The organism is Pseudomonas sp. DC1.2 (assembly GCF_034351645.1).
Taxonomy (GTDB): Bacteria; Pseudomonadota; Gammaproteobacteria; order Pseudomonadales; family Pseudomonadaceae; genus Aquipseudomonas.
Window position 1 is genome coordinate 4,701,287 of the sequence record NZ_CP133782.1, and the last position, 17,504, is coordinate 4,718,790.

Annotated in this window: 14 protein-coding genes; all 14 read left to right on the forward strand. The window is 59.2% G+C overall.

Annotated elements, in window-relative coordinates:
- Window positions 1-132: 132 nt before the first annotated feature.
- The gene (gene dksA, locus RHM68_RS21265; protein ID WP_322218860.1) at window positions 133-576 is read left to right on the forward strand and encodes an RNA polymerase-binding protein DksA; all 444 of its coding nucleotides are present in this window, start codon (window positions 133-135) and stop codon (window positions 574-576) included.
- A 126-nt stretch (window positions 577-702) separates the two neighbouring features.
- The gene (gluQRS, locus tag RHM68_RS21270) at window positions 703-1,599 is read left to right on the forward strand and encodes a tRNA glutamyl-Q(34) synthetase GluQRS (RefSeq protein WP_322218862.1); all 897 of its coding nucleotides are present in this window, start codon (window positions 703-705) and stop codon (window positions 1,597-1,599) included.
- Between the two features lie 76 nt (window positions 1,600-1,675).
- Complete coding sequence (locus RHM68_RS21275) at window positions 1,676-1,852, forward strand: hypothetical protein (RefSeq protein WP_003176118.1); 177 nt, start codon at window positions 1,676-1,678, stop codon at window positions 1,850-1,852.
- Window positions 1,836-4,790, forward strand: coding sequence for a sensor histidine kinase (locus tag RHM68_RS21280; RefSeq protein WP_322218864.1), 2,955 nt, complete (start codon window positions 1,836-1,838; stop codon window positions 4,788-4,790). The genes RHM68_RS21275 and RHM68_RS21280 overlap by 17 nt, the downstream gene beginning before the upstream one ends.
- Before the next feature lie 22 nt (window positions 4,791-4,812).
- On the forward strand, window positions 4,813-6,249 hold the full coding sequence (locus RHM68_RS21285) for a sigma-54 dependent transcriptional regulator (protein ID WP_322218866.1): 1,437 nt from the start codon (window positions 4,813-4,815) through the stop codon (window positions 6,247-6,249).
- A 735-nt stretch (window positions 6,250-6,984) separates the two neighbouring features.
- On the forward strand, window positions 6,985-8,388 hold the full coding sequence (locus RHM68_RS21290; protein WP_322218869.1) for a polynucleotide adenylyltransferase PcnB: 1,404 nt from the start codon (window positions 6,985-6,987) through the stop codon (window positions 8,386-8,388).
- Window positions 8,389-8,391: 3 nt separating this feature from the next.
- Complete coding sequence (gene folK, locus RHM68_RS21295; protein WP_322218871.1) at window positions 8,392-8,877, forward strand: 2-amino-4-hydroxy-6-hydroxymethyldihydropteridine diphosphokinase; 486 nt, start codon at window positions 8,392-8,394, stop codon at window positions 8,875-8,877.
- 287 nt (window positions 8,878-9,164) lie between these two features.
- The gene (gene panB, locus RHM68_RS21300; RefSeq protein ID WP_322218874.1) at window positions 9,165-9,965 is read left to right on the forward strand and encodes a 3-methyl-2-oxobutanoate hydroxymethyltransferase; all 801 of its coding nucleotides are present in this window, start codon (window positions 9,165-9,167) and stop codon (window positions 9,963-9,965) included.
- Window positions 9,962-10,816: a pantoate--beta-alanine ligase gene (gene panC / locus RHM68_RS21305; protein WP_322218876.1), complete on the forward strand. Its 855-nt coding sequence runs from the start codon at window positions 9,962-9,964 to the stop codon at window positions 10,814-10,816. Before panB ends, panC begins: the two co-directional genes overlap by 4 nt.
- Before the next feature lie 191 nt (window positions 10,817-11,007).
- The gene (gene panD / locus RHM68_RS21310) at window positions 11,008-11,388 is read left to right on the forward strand and encodes an aspartate 1-decarboxylase (protein WP_003228271.1); all 381 of its coding nucleotides are present in this window, start codon (window positions 11,008-11,010) and stop codon (window positions 11,386-11,388) included.
- Between the two features lie 248 nt (window positions 11,389-11,636).
- Complete coding sequence (gene pgi / locus RHM68_RS21315) at window positions 11,637-13,301, forward strand: glucose-6-phosphate isomerase (RefSeq protein WP_322218884.1); 1,665 nt, start codon at window positions 11,637-11,639, stop codon at window positions 13,299-13,301.
- Window positions 13,302-13,431: 130 nt separating this feature from the next.
- Window positions 13,432-15,369, forward strand: a complete 1,938-nt coding sequence (gene acs, locus RHM68_RS21320) for an acetate--CoA ligase (RefSeq protein WP_322218888.1) — start codon at window positions 13,432-13,434, stop codon at window positions 15,367-15,369.
- Window positions 15,370-15,434: 65 nt separating this feature from the next.
- Window positions 15,435-16,307 carry an oxygenase MpaB family protein gene (locus RHM68_RS21325; RefSeq protein ID WP_322218891.1) on the forward strand — a complete coding sequence of 291 codons (873 nt, stop codon included), beginning with the start codon at window positions 15,435-15,437 and terminating at the stop codon, window positions 16,305-16,307.
- Between the two features lie 155 nt (window positions 16,308-16,462).
- Window positions 16,463-17,479: a class I SAM-dependent rRNA methyltransferase gene (locus RHM68_RS21330; RefSeq protein WP_322218894.1), complete on the forward strand. Its 1,017-nt coding sequence runs from the start codon at window positions 16,463-16,465 to the stop codon at window positions 17,477-17,479.
- The last annotated feature ends 25 nt before the right edge of the window (window positions 17,480-17,504 follow it).

Sequence of the window (17,504 nt, forward strand, 5' to 3'; positions counted from 1 at the left end):
GGCTCGACATCCGGGAGTAGCGCGGTCCGATTTGATCTGGTAAGTTCGCCCGCTTGCAGCCGCAGGGCCGGCAGGTGTCGGTGATGGAGCAATCCTGCGCAATGGATTACAAGAGTAGAGGCGGTCCATTTCATGCCCACCCAAGCAAAGCAGCAGCAAAGCCAGTCGATCAGCGGCTTCGAACCCTACGTAGCAGTGAAGGGCGAAGAGTACATGGGCAAGCCCATGCGTGCGCACTTCACCAAGATCCTGAACAAGTGGAAACAGGACTTGATGCAGGAAGTCGACCGTACTGTTGATCACATGAAAGACGAAGCGGCCAACTTCCCCGACCCGGCAGATCGTGCCAGCCAGGAAGAAGAATTCAGCCTTGAATTGCGTGCCCGTGACCGTGAGCGCAAGTTGATCAAGAAGATCGACAAAACGCTGCAATTGATCGAAGACGAAGAGTACGGCTGGTGCGAGTCCTGCGGCGTCGAAATTGGCGTCAAGCGACTGGAAGCCCGCCCTACCGCTGACATGTGCGTTGACTGCAAGACCCTGGCGGAAATCAAGGAAAAGCAAGTCGGTAAGTAATCTCGACTTGAACGAAAAACGGAGCGTGCGAACGCTCCGTTTTTGTTTCTGAAATTCACCACCGCATAAAACCTGTAGGAGCGAGCCTGCTCGCGACGTACCACCAGACGACGTAAGATCGCCCTCATGACTGCTACTGCCTCTCCTACCTACATCGGGCGCTTCGCCCCCACGCCCAGTGGGCATCTGCATTTCGGTTCACTGGTCGCCGCCCTGGCCTCGTACCTCGACGCCCGCTCAGTGGGCGGCCGCTGGCTGGTGCGCATGGAAGACCTCGACCCACCACGCGAAGAGCCCGGCGCACAGGCCGCCATCCTCAAGGCGCTGGAAAGCTACGGCTTTGAATGGGATGGCGACCTGGTCCGCCAGAGTGATCGCCATGATGCCTACGCCCAAGTGCTTGATCGCTTGTTCAATCAGGGCCTGGCCTATGCCTGCACCTGTTCGCGCAAGCAATTGGAGTCTTATCACGGCATCTATCCAGGCCTGTGCCGCAATGCCGGGCATGGCACCGAAGACGCGGCGATCCGCCTGCGCGTGCCGGAATTGGACTATCACTTCATCGACCGGGTGCAAGGCGAATTCCGCCAGCACCTGGGCCGAGACGTCGGGGACTTCGTGATCCGCCGCCGGGACGGGCTCTATGCCTATCAACTGGCGGTGGTACTCGATGACGCCTGGCAAGGCATCACCGACATCGTGCGCGGCGCCGACTTGCTGGACTCCACCCCGCGCCAGCTCTACCTGCAAGAACTGCTGGGCCTGCGCCAACCGCGCTATCTGCACGTACCGCTGATTACGCAGCCGGACGGCCACAAACTCGGTAAATCCTACCGTTCACCACCGCTGGCCGAAGATCAGGCCACGTCGCTGCTGCTGCGGGCATTGCGGGCACTGGGGCAACATCCGGGCACCGAGCTGGCGCAGGCCACGCCACAGGAAGTGCTGAACTGGGGCATCGCGCACTGGGCTGCGTCGCAGATCCCGCGCACACTGACGCTGCCCGAAGCGCAACTGCAGTAATCGCACTTGCAGTGGCGCGCCCATCCGTTACCATCGCCGCACGTTTTCGGGCACGCGCATAAAAAGAGAGGCCGGGATGTACATCTATCGCTTGGTCCTGCTTCTGGTAGTGGGGATTTATCTGTTCTCACCGGCCATCATGGATTGGTGGATCGACGCCACTGGCGCCTGGTATCGCCCTTATCTGCTCTGGCTGATTCTGATCGTCGTGACCTTTATCCTGCAGAGCCAAAAAGATGCCGATGAGCTTTAGCCTGACCCAGATGATCCTGATCAGCGCCGCGTACCTGGCGGTGCTGTTCGGCGTCGCCTGGATCAGCGAACGGGGCATGATCCCCCGGGCGATCATTCGCCACCCGTTGACCTACACCTTGTCGCTGGGGGTTTACGCCAGCGCCTGGGCGTTCTATGGCACGGTGGGCCTGGCCTATCAGTATGGCTACGGTTTTCTGTCGAGCTATTTAGGCGTGTCCGGCGCCTTTCTACTGGCACCGGTGCTGCTGTATCCGATCCTGAAGATCACCCGCACTTATCAACTGTCGTCGCTGGCGGATTTGTTCGCGTTCCGCTTCCGTAGTACCTGGGCCGGCGCGCTGACCACGATTTTCATGCTGATCGGCGTGCTACCGCTGCTGGCGTTGCAGATCCAGGCAGTCGCCGACTCCATCGGCATTCTGACCCGCGAACCGGTCCAGCACCGCGTGGCGCTAAGTTTCTGCGCGTTGATCACGCTGTTCACGATTTTCTTTGGTTCGCGCCACATTGCGACGCGGGAAAAACACGAAGGCCTGGTGTTCGCGATTGCGTTTGAGTCCGTGGTCAAACTGATCGCCATCGGTGGCGTAGGTCTGTATGCGTTATACGGCGTATTCGATGGCCCGCAACAGTTGGAAGTGTGGTTGCTGCAAAACCAGACCGCCCTCGCCGCCCTGCACACCCCGCTGCAGGAAGGCCCATGGCGCACGCTGCTGTTGGTATTCTTCGCCTCGGCCATCGTGATGCCGCACATGTATCACATGACCTTTACCGAAAACCTTAACCCCCGCTCACTGGTAAGCGCGAGCTGGGGTTTGCCACTGTTTCTATTGCTGATGAGCTTGGCGGTGCCGTTGATTCTCTGGGCTGGACTGAAACTCGGCGCCACCACTAACCCGGAATACTTCACCCTCGGCGTCGGCATTGCCGCCAACAACAGGGCGTTGGCCTTGCTGGCCTATGTCGGCGGATTGTCGGCGGCCAGTGGGCTGATCATCGTCACCACGCTGGCGCTCTCGGGGATGGCGCTCAACCACTTGGTACTGCCGCTCTATCAGCCGCCAGCCGAGGGCAATATCTACCGCTGGCTGAAGTGGACGCGACGGGCTCTGATCGTCGCGATCATCATGGCCGGTTACGGTTTCTACCTGTTGCTGGGCGCCGATCAGGACCTGGCCAACCTCGGCATTGTCGCGTTTGTAGCAACCCTGCAGTTTCTGCCCGGCGTGTTGTCTGTCCTGTACTGGCCGACCGCCAACCGGCGTGGCTTCATCGCCGGTTTGCTGGCGGGGATTGTGGTGTGGATCGTGACCATGCTGTTGCCGCTGGTCAGCAACCTGCAAGGCTTCTACATTCCGCTGCTAAACATGATCTACGTGCTGGACGACACCAGCTGGCACATGGCCGCGATTGCATCGCTGGCCGCCAACGTATTGATGTTCACCCTCATTTCTCTGTTCACCAACGCCAGCCCCGAAGAGGCCAGCGCCGCTGAAGCCTGCGCCGTGGACAATGTGCGCCGCCCGCAACGGCGCGAGCTGCATGCAGCCTCGCCACAGGAGTTCGCCACGCAACTGGCCAAACCCCTGGGCGCCAAAGCCGCACAAAAAGAAGTCGAGCAGGCCTTGCGTGACTTGTATCTACCCTTCGACGAACGCCGCCCTTATGCGCTGCGCCGCTTACGTGACCGTATCGAGGCCAATCTTTCGGGCCTGATGGGACCAAGCGTTGCCCAGGACATGGTCGAAACCTTCTTGCCTTATAAGGCAGGCGGTGAAAACTATGTCACCGAGGATATTCACTTCATCGAAAGCCGCCTCGAGGACTACCATTCCCGCCTCACGGGCCTTGCCGCTGAACTCGATGCCCTGCGCCGCTATCACCGCCAGACCTTGCAGGAACTGCCGATGGGCGTCTGCTCCCTGGCCAAGGATCAAGAGATCCTGATGTGGAACAAAGCCATGGAAGAGCTTACCGGGATTGCTGCGCAACGCGTGGTCGGTTCGCGATTGAGCACTATTGGCGATCCGTGGAAGGAATTGCTCCAAGGCTTCATCAATTTGCCGGACGAACACTTGCACAAACAGCACTTGGCCCTGGACGGCCAGACACGCTGGCTGAACCTGCACAAAGCGGCGATCGACGAGCCGCTGGCGCCGGGCAACAGCGGTCTGGTGCTGCTGGTCGAGGACCTGACCGAAACGCAGATGCTCGAAGACAAACTGGTGCATTCCGAGCGCCTGGCCAGCATTGGCCGGCTGGCGGCCGGGGTTGCTCATGAAATCGGTAACCCGATAACCGGCATCGCCTGCCTGGCGCAGAACCTGCGCGAAGAGCGCGAGGACGACAACGAGCTCACGGAAATCAGCGGTCAAATTTTGGAGCAGACCAAACGCGTTTCACGCATCGTGCAGTCGCTGATGAGCTTCGCCCACGCCGGCAGCCATCAGCACAGCGACGAGCCCGTCTGTCTGGCGGAAGTGGCTCAGGATGCTATCGGTCTGCTGGCCCTTAATCGACGCAATTTCGAAGTCCAGTTCTACAACCTGTGCGATCCAGATCACTGGGTCGAAGGCGATCCCCAACGACTCGCCCAGGTACTCATCAACCTGCTCTCCAACGCACGCGACGCCTCAAAGGCAGGCAGTGCAGTGCGGGTCAAAAGCGAAGCCAGCGAACACACGGTCGATCTGATTGTGGAAGACGAAGGCAGCGGTATTCCGAAGAACATCATGGACAGATTGTTCGAACCTTTCTTCACCACCAAGGATCCTGGCGAAGGCACCGGTCTGGGCCTTGCACTGGTCTATTCAATCGTTGAAGAGCATTATGGACAAATCACCATCGACAGCCCGGCTGATGTAGAAAGCCAACGCGGCACCCGTATCCGGGTGACTTTGCCGCGTCATGTCGAAGCGACGTCCGCTGTGAACTGAGACCGTCGAGAGTATCGAATCAATGCCGCACATTTTGATCGTCGAAGACGAAACAATTATCCGCTCCGCCTTGCGCCGTCTGCTGGAACGTAATCAGTACCAAGTCAGCGAAGCCGGATCCGTGCAGGAAGCACAAGAGCGTTTCAGCATTCCCACGTTCGACCTGATCGTCAGTGACCTGCGCCTGCCTGGCGCACCAGGCACTGAACTGATCAAACTCGGTCAAGGCACGCCCGTGCTGATCATGACCAGCTATGCCAGCCTGCGCTCAGCGGTCGACTCGATGAAGATGGGCGCGGTGGATTATATCGCCAAGCCTTTCGACCACGATGAAATGCTCCAGGCAGTGGCGCGCATCCTGCGTGACCGGCCTTCGGTGCCAGCCGGCGCTGAACAGGCGGTCGGCAAAGCCGCCAACGGTGCAGCGAAGCCCAGTGTCGACAACAGCAACGGAGAGATCGGCATCATCGGTTCTTGCCCGCCGATGCAGGACCTGTACAGCAAGATTCGCAAGGTCGCCCCCACCGACTCCAATGTACTGATCCAGGGTGAGTCTGGTACCGGTAAAGAACTGGTGGCCCGTGCCCTGCACAACCTATCCAAACGCGCCAAGGCACCGATGATCTCGGTGAACTGCGCGGCGATCCCGGAAAGCCTGATCGAATCCGAACTATTCGGCCATGAGAAAGGCGCCTTTACTGGCGCCAGTGCCGGGCGTGCCGGTCTGGTTGAAGCGGCTGACGGCGGCACCTTGTTCCTCGACGAAATCGGCGAACTGCCGCTGGAAGCCCAGGCGCGACTGCTGCGTGTGTTGCAGGAGGGTGAAATACGCAGGGTTGGCTCGGTACAGTCGCAGAAGGTCGATGTACGTCTGATCGCCGCGACCCACCGCGACCTCAAGAGCCTGGCGAAAATCGGCCAGTTCCGCGAAGACTTGTATTACCGCCTCCACGTCATCGCCCTGAAACTGCCCGCACTGCGCGAGCGCGGCGCGGACGTCAACGAAATCGCGCATGCCTTCCTTGCAAGGCAAAGTGCGCGAGTCAACCGTACCGATCTAAAGTTTGCTCCGGACGCCGAGCAGGCGATTCGTCACTACACCTGGCCGGGCAACGTCCGTGAGTTGGAGAATGCAGTCGAGCGAGCGGTGATTCTGTGTGAAAGCCCAGAGATTTCCGCCGAACTACTGGGCATCGACATCGAGCTGAGTGATCTGGACGACGACGATTTCATTGGCCTGCCGTCGCAGCAAGGCAGCAGCACCGGCAACACCAGCCACGAGCCGACCGAAGATTTGTCGCTGGAAGACTACTTCCAGCACTTCGTGCTTGAGCATCAGGACCACATGACCGAGACCGAGCTGGCCCGCAAACTGGGGGTCAGCCGCAAATGCCTGTGGGAGCGTCGTCAACGCCTGGGCATTCCAAGGCGCAAGACCGGGGTGGCCAGCGAGAGCTGAACGTCACCTCCCGCGTTTGCAGGTAACAGATGCTAATGTGAAAAAACTGTTACCTCATCCGTTTCACGTAACAAAAGCCGGGGTTTACGGTAACGAAGCCCCGGTTTTTTTTGGCCTTCAAAAAGGCCATCGACCGGTCTAACCCCTTGTTTTGCTGGGCCTCACAAAAGTTGGCACGCACCCTGCTATATGTTTATTACAAGAACAATAACAAGCAATGCAAAAGACAATAAAAATAAGACGAATCGACTCACGCACAATAAAAACAAGACGGCGAGAGGCGCAGCTAACTGATTCTTTTGGAGAGGCGTTGTATTTGGGGCTTGCCCCACGACCAGGCCGAGAACAACAAAAACTGTCCTAAGACAGAGCCTGAACTGGTTGGATCGCAAGATCACTGCAACACAGCGACCAAAGCAATCCGTTTGCTCTTGGCTCCCGATTGGGAGGGCCATGAAGGAAAAGCTTCATGGCATGGGCATTTAACAAAAACAAAAAGCCCGAAACCTATAATAAAAATAGAGCATGCAACTACTTCTTGGGGAGCTTCGGCTCCCCTTGTAGTTTCTGCGATTCCTGAAAGCACCTGCCAGAGGCTTCTTTGCACGGTGTCGCCACTATCCTCATCAGGCTGGCGCAGCTTCCTACACCATCCCCCGACTAAATGCTAGAATCCCGGCCCATCATGCGGTCATTCTTTGTTATGGCCGAACATTCCTTCAAACAGTGCATCCCATGCTGAAGAAGTTGTTCCAGTCATTCCGTTCTCCCAAGCGTCATACGCAACACATCCGCAGCACGCCTGAAGTGCTCAATAGCGGCCAACATTCGCTGCAAAAGGCGCAATTCAGCCGTTACGCGGTCAATATCGTCGAGCGCCTGCAGAACGCCGGTTACCAGGCCTACCTGGTCGGCGGTTGTGTGCGTGACATGCTGCTCGGTATCACACCGAAAGATTTCGACGTTGCCACCAGTGCCACGCCGGAACAGATACGCGCCGAATTCCGCAATGCGCGGATCATCGGTCGTCGCTTCAAACTGGTACACATCCACTTCGGGCGTGAAATCATTGAAGTCGCGACCTTTCGCGCCAATCACCCGCAAAACGACGAAGAGGAAGACAGCAACCAGTCCTCGCGCAACGAAAGCGGGCGCATTCTGCGCGATAACGTCTATGGCTCCCTGGAAGAAGACGCGCAACGTCGCGACTTCACCATCAATGCACTCTATTACGACCCGGTCAGCGAACGCATTCTCGATTACGCCAACGGCGTACACGACATCCGTAATCACCTGATCCGCTTGATCGGCGACCCGAAGCAACGCTACCAGGAAGACCCGGTACGGATGCTGCGGGCGGTGCGTTTCGCGGCGAAGCTCAATTTCGGTATTGAAAAACACAGTGCGGCTCCGATCCGCGAGCTGGCACCGATGCTGCGCGAGATTCCATCGGCCCGCCTGTTTGAAGAGGTGCTCAAGCTGTTCCTCTCCGGCCATGCCGCCGATACGTTCGAGATGCTGGTCGACTTGCAGTTGTTCGATCCGTTGTTCCCGGCCAGTGCAGAGGCCCTGGAATACAACCCGACCTACACCCATACGCTGATCAGCGAAGCACTGGTCAACACCGACCTGCGGATCAAGCAGAACAAACCGGTGACCCCGGCGTTCCTGTTTGCCGCATTGCTCTGGCCTGCGCTCCCCGGCCGTGTACTGCGCCTGCAAGAACGCGGCATGCCGCCGATTCCGGCGATGCAGGAAGCGGCGCACGAGTTGATTGCCGAACAATGCCAGCGGATCGCGATTCCGAAACGCTTCACCCTGCCGATCCGCGAGATCTGGGACATGCAGGAGCGCCTGCCACGTCGCAGCGGCAAGCGCGCAGACCTGTTGCTGGACAATCCACGCTTCCGTGCCGGTTACGATTTTCTACTGCTGCGCGAAAGCGCCGGCGAGCAGACCGATGACTTGGGCGAATGGTGGACGGATTATCAGGACGCCAACGACAGTGAGCGTCGGGACATGATCCGCGACCTTAGCGGCAAGGAAGAAGGGGGCAGCGGTGCTCCACGTAAACGTCGCCGCAGCGGCGGTGCCAAGCGCAAACGCGCCGCCGGGGCGCCGAGCACCACAGGCGAGTAATCCATGGAACGCATCTACATCGGCATGGGCAGCAATCTGGCTGACCCTGCCGAACAATTGCGCAGCGCCGTCGAGGCGCTGGCGCAGTTGCCGCAGACCACGCTGTCCGGGGTCTCTGCGTTCTATCAGAGCGACTCATTGCTGCCAGGGCAACCGCGTTATACCAACGCGGTCGCCGCCCTCGACAGCCACCTAACACCGCTGGACCTACTGGATGCGCTGCAAGCTATCGAGAACGAGCAGGGCCGCGAACGCCTTGAACGCTGGGGCCCACGCACGCTGGACCTGGATATTGTGCTGTTCGGTGACCGCCTGATCGACGAGCCTCGCCTCAAAGTTCCGCACTACCACTTGCAGGAACGCGCCTTTGTGCTCTATCCACTGGCCGAACTGGCGCCTGCGGATCTGCGTCTGGCCGATGGCCGCACACTGTGTGAATTGCTGGCGGCCTGCCCGTTTGTCGGACTGGAGCGCCTCCCGCTGAATTGACACAAATCCCTTGCTCGCTCCCACGCTGGTTTATATAGCGCCACAAAAACCTGCTGAATCGCATCAGTTACCCCGGTAACACCTTCCCCGTAACAATGCGGTAACACACACAATTGACTTCCCGAGGTCTCCTCACGACTATAGGCGTCCCGCTGCCGCCAACGCGGCGCTAAAGGGCGCAATCCAGGCCTTATAAGCACGACAAAAGACCGTGCGCCTGAGTACATGACGAATCACGCGCGTTACTCGCAGTAGTTTCCATAGCGCCTGAACGAGGATTTTTTTACATGCCAGCCATCACCCTGACCACGCTCCAGAGCCTCAAGCAAAAAGGTGAAAAAATCACCATGCTGACCTGCTATGACGCGACCTTCGCCAACGCCTGCAACACTGCCGGCGTCGAAGTGCTGCTGGTGGGCGACTCCCTCGGCATGGTCTTGCAAGGTCACGACAGCACCCTGCCCGTTACTACCGCTGAAATGGCCTACCACGTGGCCGCCGTCAAGCGCGGTAATACCGAGGCCTTGATCCTCGCCGACCTGCCCTTCATGGCCAACGCAACCCTTGAGCAAACCATGATCAACAGCGCCACGCTGATGCAGGCTGGCGCACACATGATCAAAGTCGAGGGCGCCCTTTGGCTGGCGGAGTCCATTCGCCTGCTCGCCGAGCGCGGTGTACCGGTTTGCGCGCACATGGGGCTGACCCCTCAAGCCGTGAACATTCTTGGCGGTTATAAAGTCCAGGGTCGCAACGAGAACCAGGCGCGGCAGATGCGTGCCGATGCCATCGCCCTGGAGCAGGCCGGCGCCTCAATGTTGCTGCTGGAGTGCGTACCGAGTGAACTGGCCCTGGAAATCACTCAAGCGGTGAAGATTCCAGTGATCGGTATCGGCGCCGGCAGCGCCACCGACGGCCAGGTACTGGTTCTTCACGACATGCTCGGCCTGTCCATCACGGGCCGCGTGCCGAAGTTCGTAAAAAACTTCATGACCGGACAAGAGAGCATTCAGGCAGCCCTGAGTGCCTATGTCGCCGAAGTCAAAGCGGTTACGTTCCCTGGTATCGAACACGGATTCTCTGCATGAACACCGTAAAAACCGTCCGCGAACTGCGGGCCGCCGTAGCCCGCGCCCGCAGTGAAGGCAAACGCATCGGCTTCGTACCGACCATGGGCAATCTGCACAGCGGTCATGTCGCGCTGGTGACCAAAGCCACCCAACGGGTGGACTTCGTGGTCGCGAGTATCTTCGTCAATCCGCTGCAATTCGGCGCAGGCGAAGACCTCGATAAATACCCGCGTACCCTGGCAACAGATCAGGAAAAACTACTCCAGGCCGGCTGCCAACTGTTGTTCGCGCCGACTGTGAGCGAAATGTACCCCGATGGCCTGGCAGGCCAGACCCGTGTCAGTGTTCCGCAACTGTCCGAAGGCCTGTGCGGTGCCAGCCGCCCAGGGCATTTCGAAGGCGTGGCGACGGTGGTCAGCAAGCTGTTCAACATGGTCCAACCGGACCTCGCCATCTTCGGTCAGAAAGATTTCCAGCAACTGGCCGTGATTCGCGCGCTGGTGCATGACCTGAACATGCCCATCCAGATCATCGGCGAACCGACTGTACGGGCCGCCGACGGCTTGGCGCTGTCGTCGCGTAATGGTTTCCTCAGTGAAGAACAACGCGCGACCGCACCCGTGGTGTATCGCACGCTGTCGTCGATTGCCGAAGCCATTAAACAAGGTCATCGCGACTATCCGACGCTGATTGACACGCAGATCAAACAGCTCGAAGCGGCTGGTTTGCGTGCTGATTACCTGGAAATTCGCCACGCCCTGACCTTGCGTCCGGCGACCGTGGAAGATAGGGACTTGGTGATTCTAGTGGCCGCATTTTTGGGCACAACACGGTTGATCGACAACGTGCATCTGAACCTCGACACCTAAACAGCGCAGTCCCACCCTATGGGCGCGTGCTCGCGATGACGGCTTAACATTCAACGCACCTGTTGACTGACAGTCCGCTGTCGCGAGCAAGCTCGCTACCATTGGTTTGTGCCAGCGTCCATAGCGTATTGCTGCCCACAAAACGTTCGGGCAAACTGCCCGCCGTTCGATTCCGACCTGGAAACACACACATGCACGCCATCATGCTCAAGGCCAAGCTGCACCGCGCCGAAGTCACCCACGCCGTACTTGATTACGAAGGTTCCTGCGCCATTGATGGCGAATGGCTGGACCTGTCCGGCATCCGTGAATACGAACAGATCCAGATCTATAACGTCGACAACGGCGAACGCTTCACCACCTACGCGATTCGCGGCGAAGAAGGTTCACGCATGATCTCGGTCAACGGCGCAGCGGCCCATAAAGCCAAGGTTGGCGATCGAGTGATCATTTGCGCTTACGCCCACTACAGCGAAGCCGAATTGCTCAACTTCAAGCCACGCATGCTTTACATGGCGCCGGGCAATGAACTGAGCCACACCAGCAATGCCATTCCAGTCCAGGTTGCCTGAGCGCACCCACAATTCTGCGCACTGAACGCACTCGCCTGTTGTCTGAGCTGACGGCGCTGGTATAAAAAAGTACCGGTCGCAGGATAGACAAAGCCAAGACAGATCAACACGCGAGGTTTACTGTTACCGCCCTGCGCTATTTAATCGTCTCCAGGCAAATTGACCGGGCATTACCTAACCAATGGTCGGGACATTCCGGGATCTTCAGTGTCTTAAAGGCAGTTCAAGTAAAAAGGAAAATCGCAGCGATGGCGTACTACCGCACTCCTCACGACGTTACCGCTCTGCCCGCCTGGCAAGCGTTGAAAGATCACCGCCAAGCCATGCAGGATTTCAGCATGCGCGAAGCCTTTAATGCCGATCCGCAGCGCTTCACGCAATTCACCCTCAGCAGCTGTGGCCTGTTTCTCGATTACTCGAAGAACCTGATCAACACCCAGACCCGCAATCTGCTGGTGGGCCTGGCCAACGAAGTCGATCTCAAGGGCGCAATCAAAGCGCTGTTTGACGGCGAAATCGTCAACTCCTCCGAAGGTCGTCCGGCGCTGCACACTGCGCTGCGTCGTCCAGTGGGCGATAAGCTGTCGGTCAACGGCGTCAATGTGATGCCGGACGTGCATAAAGTGCTGAACCAGATCACCGACCTCGTGGGCCGCATTCACGACGGTCTGTGGCGCGGTTACACCGAGAAACCGATCACTGACGTGGTGAACATCGGTATCGGTGGCTCGTTCCTCGGCCCTGAGCTGGTTTCCGAAGCGCTGCTGTCCTACGCTCAAAAAGGCGTGCGCTGCCACTACCTGGCGAACATCGACGGCAGTGAGTTCCACGAACTGACCATGAAGCTGCGCGCCGAGACCACGTTGTTCATCGTCTCGTCGAAATCGTTCAATACCCTCGAAACCCTGAAAAACGCTCAGGCCGCACGCGCCTGGTACTTGGCTCAGGGGGGCTCGGAAGCCGAGTTGTATCGCCACTTCATCGCGGTATCGAGCAACAACGCTGCGGCCGTGGCGTTCGGTATCCGTGAAGAAAACATCTTCCCGATGTGGGACTGGGTCGGCGGACGTTATTCGCTGTGGTCGGCTATTGGTCTGCCGATTGCCCTGGCCATCGGCATGTCGAACTTCAAGGAACTGCTGTCCGGTGCCTACACCATGGACCAGCATTTCCAGAGCGCACCGTTCGAACAGAACATGCCGGTACTGCTGGCGTTGCTCGGTGTCTGGTACGGCAACTTCTGGGGCGCGCAAAGCCACGCGATCCTGCCGTATGACCACTACCTGCGCAACATCACCAAGCACTTGCAACAGTTGGACATGGAATCCAACGGCAAGAGCGTGCGCCAGGACGGGACTCCCGTGTCGACCGATACCGGACCGGTGATCTGGGGAGGGGTGGGCTGCAACGGCCAGCATGCCTACCACCAGTTGCTGCACCAAGGGACCCAACTGATCCCGGCCGATTTCATCGTACCGATCGTCAGCTTTAATCCGGTGTCCGACCACCATCAGTGGCTGTACGCCAACTGCTTGTCCCAGAGCCAAGCACTGATGCTCGGCAAGACCCGCGCCGAGGCCGAGGCCGAGCTGCGTGACAAGGGCATGAGCGAAGACGACGTACAAAAACTCGCGCCGCACAAAGTGATCCCGGGCAACCGTCCAAGTAACACGTTGGTGGTAGAACGCATCAGCCCGCGTCGTCTCGGCGCTCTGGTGGCGCTGTACGAACACAAAGTGTTTGTGCAAAGCGTGGTCTGGGGCATCAATGCCTTCGATCAGTGGGGCGTGGAACTGGGCAAAGAACTGGGCAAAGGCGTTTACAACCGCTTGGTCGGCAGCGAAGAAGCACCCGCTGACGATGCATCCACTCAAGGCCTGATCAACTACTTCCGCGGTCGTCACCGCGGTTGATCTAACGCCTCATGGCCCCACCCGGTGGGAGCGAGTTTGCTCGCTCTCACCGTTGTTTTGTGCATGACTTGAACCCGCTTGGCACACGGCGCATCTTTACCTTGTCGTAAAACAAGAATAAGGAACCGTCATGTTCGATATCAGTACGTTCCCCAACGCCGATGCCGTCCGCCGGTCAGCGCATTTGAGCCAAGACGACTACCACCGTCTATACCGCCAATCCGTCGAACACCCAAGTACCTTCTGGGCCGAACAGGCCACGCGTTTTCTTGACTGGAGTGCGCCCTGGCAGACCGTCCAGCGCTATGACCTGAAAACCGGTGAAGCCAGCTGGTTTGCCGGCGGCCAATTGAACGTCAGTTACAACTGCATCGACCGCCACCTGGAAAAGCGTGGCGATCAGATCGCAATCATCTGGGAAGGCGACAGTCCGGTCGAATCGGCCCAGATCACCTACAAAAAGCTCCATCACAACGTGTGTCGTCTGGCCAACGTGCTGAAAAGCCGTGGCGTAAAGAAAGGCGATCGGGTGTGTATTTACATGCCAATGATTCCCGAAGCAGCCTACGCGATGCTCGCCTGCGCCCGGATTGGCGCCGTGCATTCAGTGGTGTTCGGCGGTTTCTCTCCGGATTCCCTGCGAGACCGCATTCTCGACGCTGATTGCCGAACCGTCATCACCGCCGATGAAGGCGTGCGCGGCGGCAAATTCGTGCCGCTCAAGCACAACGTCGACCAAGCGCTGCAAAGCTGTCCGGCCGTCAGCACCGTGATCATCGTCGAGCGAACCCAGGGCGACGTGAAGTGGGTCGAGGGCCGTGACCTCTGGTATCACCAGGCCTTGCGCGATGTCGAAGACGATTGCCCGCCCGAGCCAATGAACGCCGAAGACCCGCTGTTTATCCTCTACACCTCCGGCAGCACGGGCAAACCCAAAGGCGTGCTGCACACCACCGGCGGCTATCTGCTGCAAGCGGCGATGACCTTCAAGTACGTACTCGATTACCGCGACGGCGAAGTCTTCTGGTGTACCGCCGACGTAGGCTGGGTCACCGGCCACAGCTACATCGTCTATGGCCCGCTGGCCAACGGCGCGACCACACTAATATTCGAAGGCGTGCCGAGTTATCCGAATAGCTCGCGCTTCTGGCAAGTGATCGACAAACACCACGTCAACATTTTCTACACCGCACCCACCGCACTGCGCGCCCTGATGCGTGAAGGCCCCGAACCGTTGAAGGCAACTTCCCGCGAAAGCCTGCGACTACTCGGCAGCGTCGGTGAGCCGATTAACCCAGAGGCGTGGGACTGGTACTTCAATGTCGTGGGCAAACAGCGTTGCCCCATCGTTGATACCTGGTGGCAGACCGAAACTGGCGCCATCATGCTCAGCCCGTTGGTGAGCGCGCAACGGATCAAACCCGGTTGTGCGGCGCAGCCGATGTTCGGCGTGCAACCGGTGCTGCTCGACGAACACGGCAAGGAAATCAGAGGCGCCGGCAGCGGTGTATTGGCCATCAAGTCCAGTTGGCCTGCGCAAATTCGCAGTATCTACGGCGACCCGCAGCGGATGGTCGACACCTATTTCAAACCCTACCCCGGCTACTACTTCACCGGCGACGGCGCACGGCGTGACGAGGATGGCGATTACTGGATCACCGGACGCATCGACGACGTGATCAATGTGTCCGGGCACCGCATCGGCACCGCTGAAGTGGAAAGCGCACTGGTGCTGCACGACAGCATCGCCGAGGCGGCGATGGTCGGTTATCCCCACGACGTCAAAGGCCAAGGCATCTATGCCTTCGTCACGCCCATGAACGGCACCGAACCCAACGACGAACTGAAAAAACAACTGCTGGCCTGCGTCAGCAAGGAAATCGGCAGCTTCGCTAAACCGGACCTGATTCAATGGGCGCCGGCCTTGCCGAAAACGCGTTCGGGCAAGATCATGCGGCGCATTCTGCGCAAGATTGCCTGCAACGAACTGGACAGCCTGGGTGACACCTCGACGCTCGCTGATCCGAGCGTGGTCCAGGGCTTGATCGACAAGCGCCTGAACCTGTGACCGTGTGCTTTACAATCCCCGCGCGGCGCTTGATTGCCGCGCAGCCCTTTCGCCACTGAGTCGCCATGGAATTTATCCGTACCCGCATCGAAACCCAAGTCATGAGCCTGACGGGCCTGTCCCTCGGCACCCTGGACCTGGAAAACCCCAAGGGCGACCCCGGGCTATTCGGGCCTGACTCCGTGAGCTGGCAAGTCCATGGGGATTTCACCAGCATGCTGATCGGTGGTATCAGCGCCTTGATGCTGCAAGCCCTGCACCCCTTGGCCCTGGCAGGAGTCTGGGATCACTCGAATTTCCGTGAAGACATGCTCGGTCGATTGCGCCGCACCGGGCAGTTCATTTCTGGCACCACCTTTGGTTCGACCAAAGACGCCGACTGGCTGATCGAGAAAGTGCGCACCATTCACCTGCAAGTGGTCGGCACTGCGCCGGACGGTAGGCCCTATGCCGCCAGCGACCCGGAACTGCTGACCTGGGTGCATGTGGCAGAGGTCAGCAACTTCCTCGCCGCGCATTTGCGCTACCGCAATCCGCAGCTGTCGCTGGCAGACCAGGATCGCTACTACCGGGAAATAGCGCAGGTCGCCGAGCGGCTGGGCGCTCGGAACGTTCCGCGCTCACGCGAGGAAGTTGCCGGCTACCTTGAACGCATTCGCCCACAACTGTTGTGCGACGAACGCAGTCGCGAAGTGTTGCGACTGCTATTGAACGCTCCCTCCCCCAGCCGCCTCGCCAAACCATTTGGCAGTTTGATGATGCGGGCCGGCATCGACTTGCTGCCGCATTGGGCCGCAGATCTGCTCGGCGTCAGTCAAAGTCCGCTGCAACGCACGCTGATCCGCGCCAGCGTCAACCGCAGCGCGCCGATGCTGCGCTGGGCCGTGCGTAACGGTTCGGTGCAGCGGGCCAAACGACGGATGGGATTGCCCTGCTGAAAACTTAAACGCTTCGCGAGCAGCCTAGTCCTCACCGTCGATGTATGTCGCTCATCAAGCCGCGTGGAAGCGAGTCTGCGCGCGAAGGGAGCACCTCGGTCCCGCGCCAAGCTGTTAAACTCTCGCGCCAAATTCCCTCCTGCAAGGCGCCCAGCATGTCTTCCTTGAATCAGGCGCTGCGCGCCGCCCTCGATCATCGCCAGGACCTGCTTGCCGAACTGCATCAGCAAGGCACCGATTGTTATCGTTTGTTTCACGGCAGCCAGGAGGGCGCCAGTGGCCTGACCATCGACCGCTATGGCCCGCAACTGCTGGTGCAAAGTTTTCACCAGTCGCTGGAACGCGACGCCCTGCTGCAACTGCACCAGAGCATCAACCAACACCTGGGGCTCGAAACCCTACTGGTCTACAACGACCGCTCACGGGGTAACTCGCGGATTGATCGCGAAGACACCGTCTACCCCGCCGACGACGCCGCGCTGCAAGACCTGATCGGCCACGAATGGGGCCTGAACTACCGGGTACGCGGACGTCACGCGGGGCAAGACCCGCTGCTGTTCCTCGACCTGCGCAACACCCGGGGCTGGGTCAAGGATCACAGCAAAAACAAGAGCGTGCTGAACCTGTTCGCCTACACCTGTGGTGTCGGCCTGAGCGCGGCGGCAGGGGGCGCCAGCGAGGTCTGTAACCTCGACTTCGCCGAAGGCAACCTCGCCGTAGGTCGCGAGAATGGCCTGCTCAACGCGCAGTTGCCGACCATGGAATTTATTCAGTCTGATTATTTCCCGGCCATTCGCCAACTGGCCGGCCTGCCGATCAGTCAGCGTCGCGGGCAAAAGCTGCCCAGCTATCAGCGCCTGGAACCGCGTCAGTACGACGTGGTGCTGCTGGACCCGCCAGCCTGGGCCAAGAGCGCGTTTGGCACCGTCGACCTGCTGCGAGACTACCAGAGCCTGCTGAAACCGGCACTGCTGGCCACCGCCGAGAATGGTGTGCTGATCTGCTGCAACAACCTGGCAAAAGTCAGCATGGACGACTGGCGCGAACAGGTGCTGCGTTGTGCCGAAAAGACCGGGCGCCCGGTGCGTGAATGGACAGTGATGACCCCGGGTCGAGACTTCCCATCGATGGATCAGCAGCCGCCCCTGAAAACCCTGATCCTTCAGCTCTGAATTCGGAAGTAAAAATTCCTACAGA

Excerpts from the sequence above, each read along its gene's own strand:
- dksA (WP_322218860.1), top strand. The coding sequence starts at position 133 with ATGCCCACCCAAGCAAAGCAGCAGCAAAGCCAGTCGATCAGCGGCTTC.
- gluQRS (WP_322218862.1), top strand. The coding sequence starts at position 703 with ATGACTGCTACTGCCTCTCCTACCTACATCGGGCGCTTCGCCCCCACG.
- RHM68_RS21275 (WP_003176118.1), top strand. The coding sequence starts at position 1,676 with ATGTACATCTATCGCTTGGTCCTGCTTCTGGTAGTGGGGATTTATCTG.
- RHM68_RS21280 (WP_322218864.1), top strand. The coding sequence starts at position 1,836 with ATGCCGATGAGCTTTAGCCTGACCCAGATGATCCTGATCAGCGCCGCG.
- RHM68_RS21285 (WP_322218866.1), top strand. The coding sequence starts at position 4,813 with ATGCCGCACATTTTGATCGTCGAAGACGAAACAATTATCCGCTCCGCC.
- RHM68_RS21290 (WP_322218869.1), top strand. The coding sequence starts at position 6,985 with ATGCTGAAGAAGTTGTTCCAGTCATTCCGTTCTCCCAAGCGTCATACG.
- folK (WP_322218871.1), top strand. The coding sequence starts at position 8,392 with ATGGAACGCATCTACATCGGCATGGGCAGCAATCTGGCTGACCCTGCC.
- panB (WP_322218874.1), top strand. The coding sequence starts at position 9,165 with ATGCCAGCCATCACCCTGACCACGCTCCAGAGCCTCAAGCAAAAAGGT.
- panC (WP_322218876.1), top strand. The coding sequence starts at position 9,962 with ATGAACACCGTAAAAACCGTCCGCGAACTGCGGGCCGCCGTAGCCCGC.
- panD (WP_003228271.1), top strand. The coding sequence starts at position 11,008 with ATGCACGCCATCATGCTCAAGGCCAAGCTGCACCGCGCCGAAGTCACC.
- pgi (WP_322218884.1), top strand. The coding sequence starts at position 11,637 with ATGGCGTACTACCGCACTCCTCACGACGTTACCGCTCTGCCCGCCTGG.
- acs (WP_322218888.1), top strand. The coding sequence starts at position 13,432 with ATGTTCGATATCAGTACGTTCCCCAACGCCGATGCCGTCCGCCGGTCA.
- RHM68_RS21325 (WP_322218891.1), top strand. The coding sequence starts at position 15,435 with ATGGAATTTATCCGTACCCGCATCGAAACCCAAGTCATGAGCCTGACG.
- RHM68_RS21330 (WP_322218894.1), top strand. The coding sequence starts at position 16,463 with ATGTCTTCCTTGAATCAGGCGCTGCGCGCCGCCCTCGATCATCGCCAG.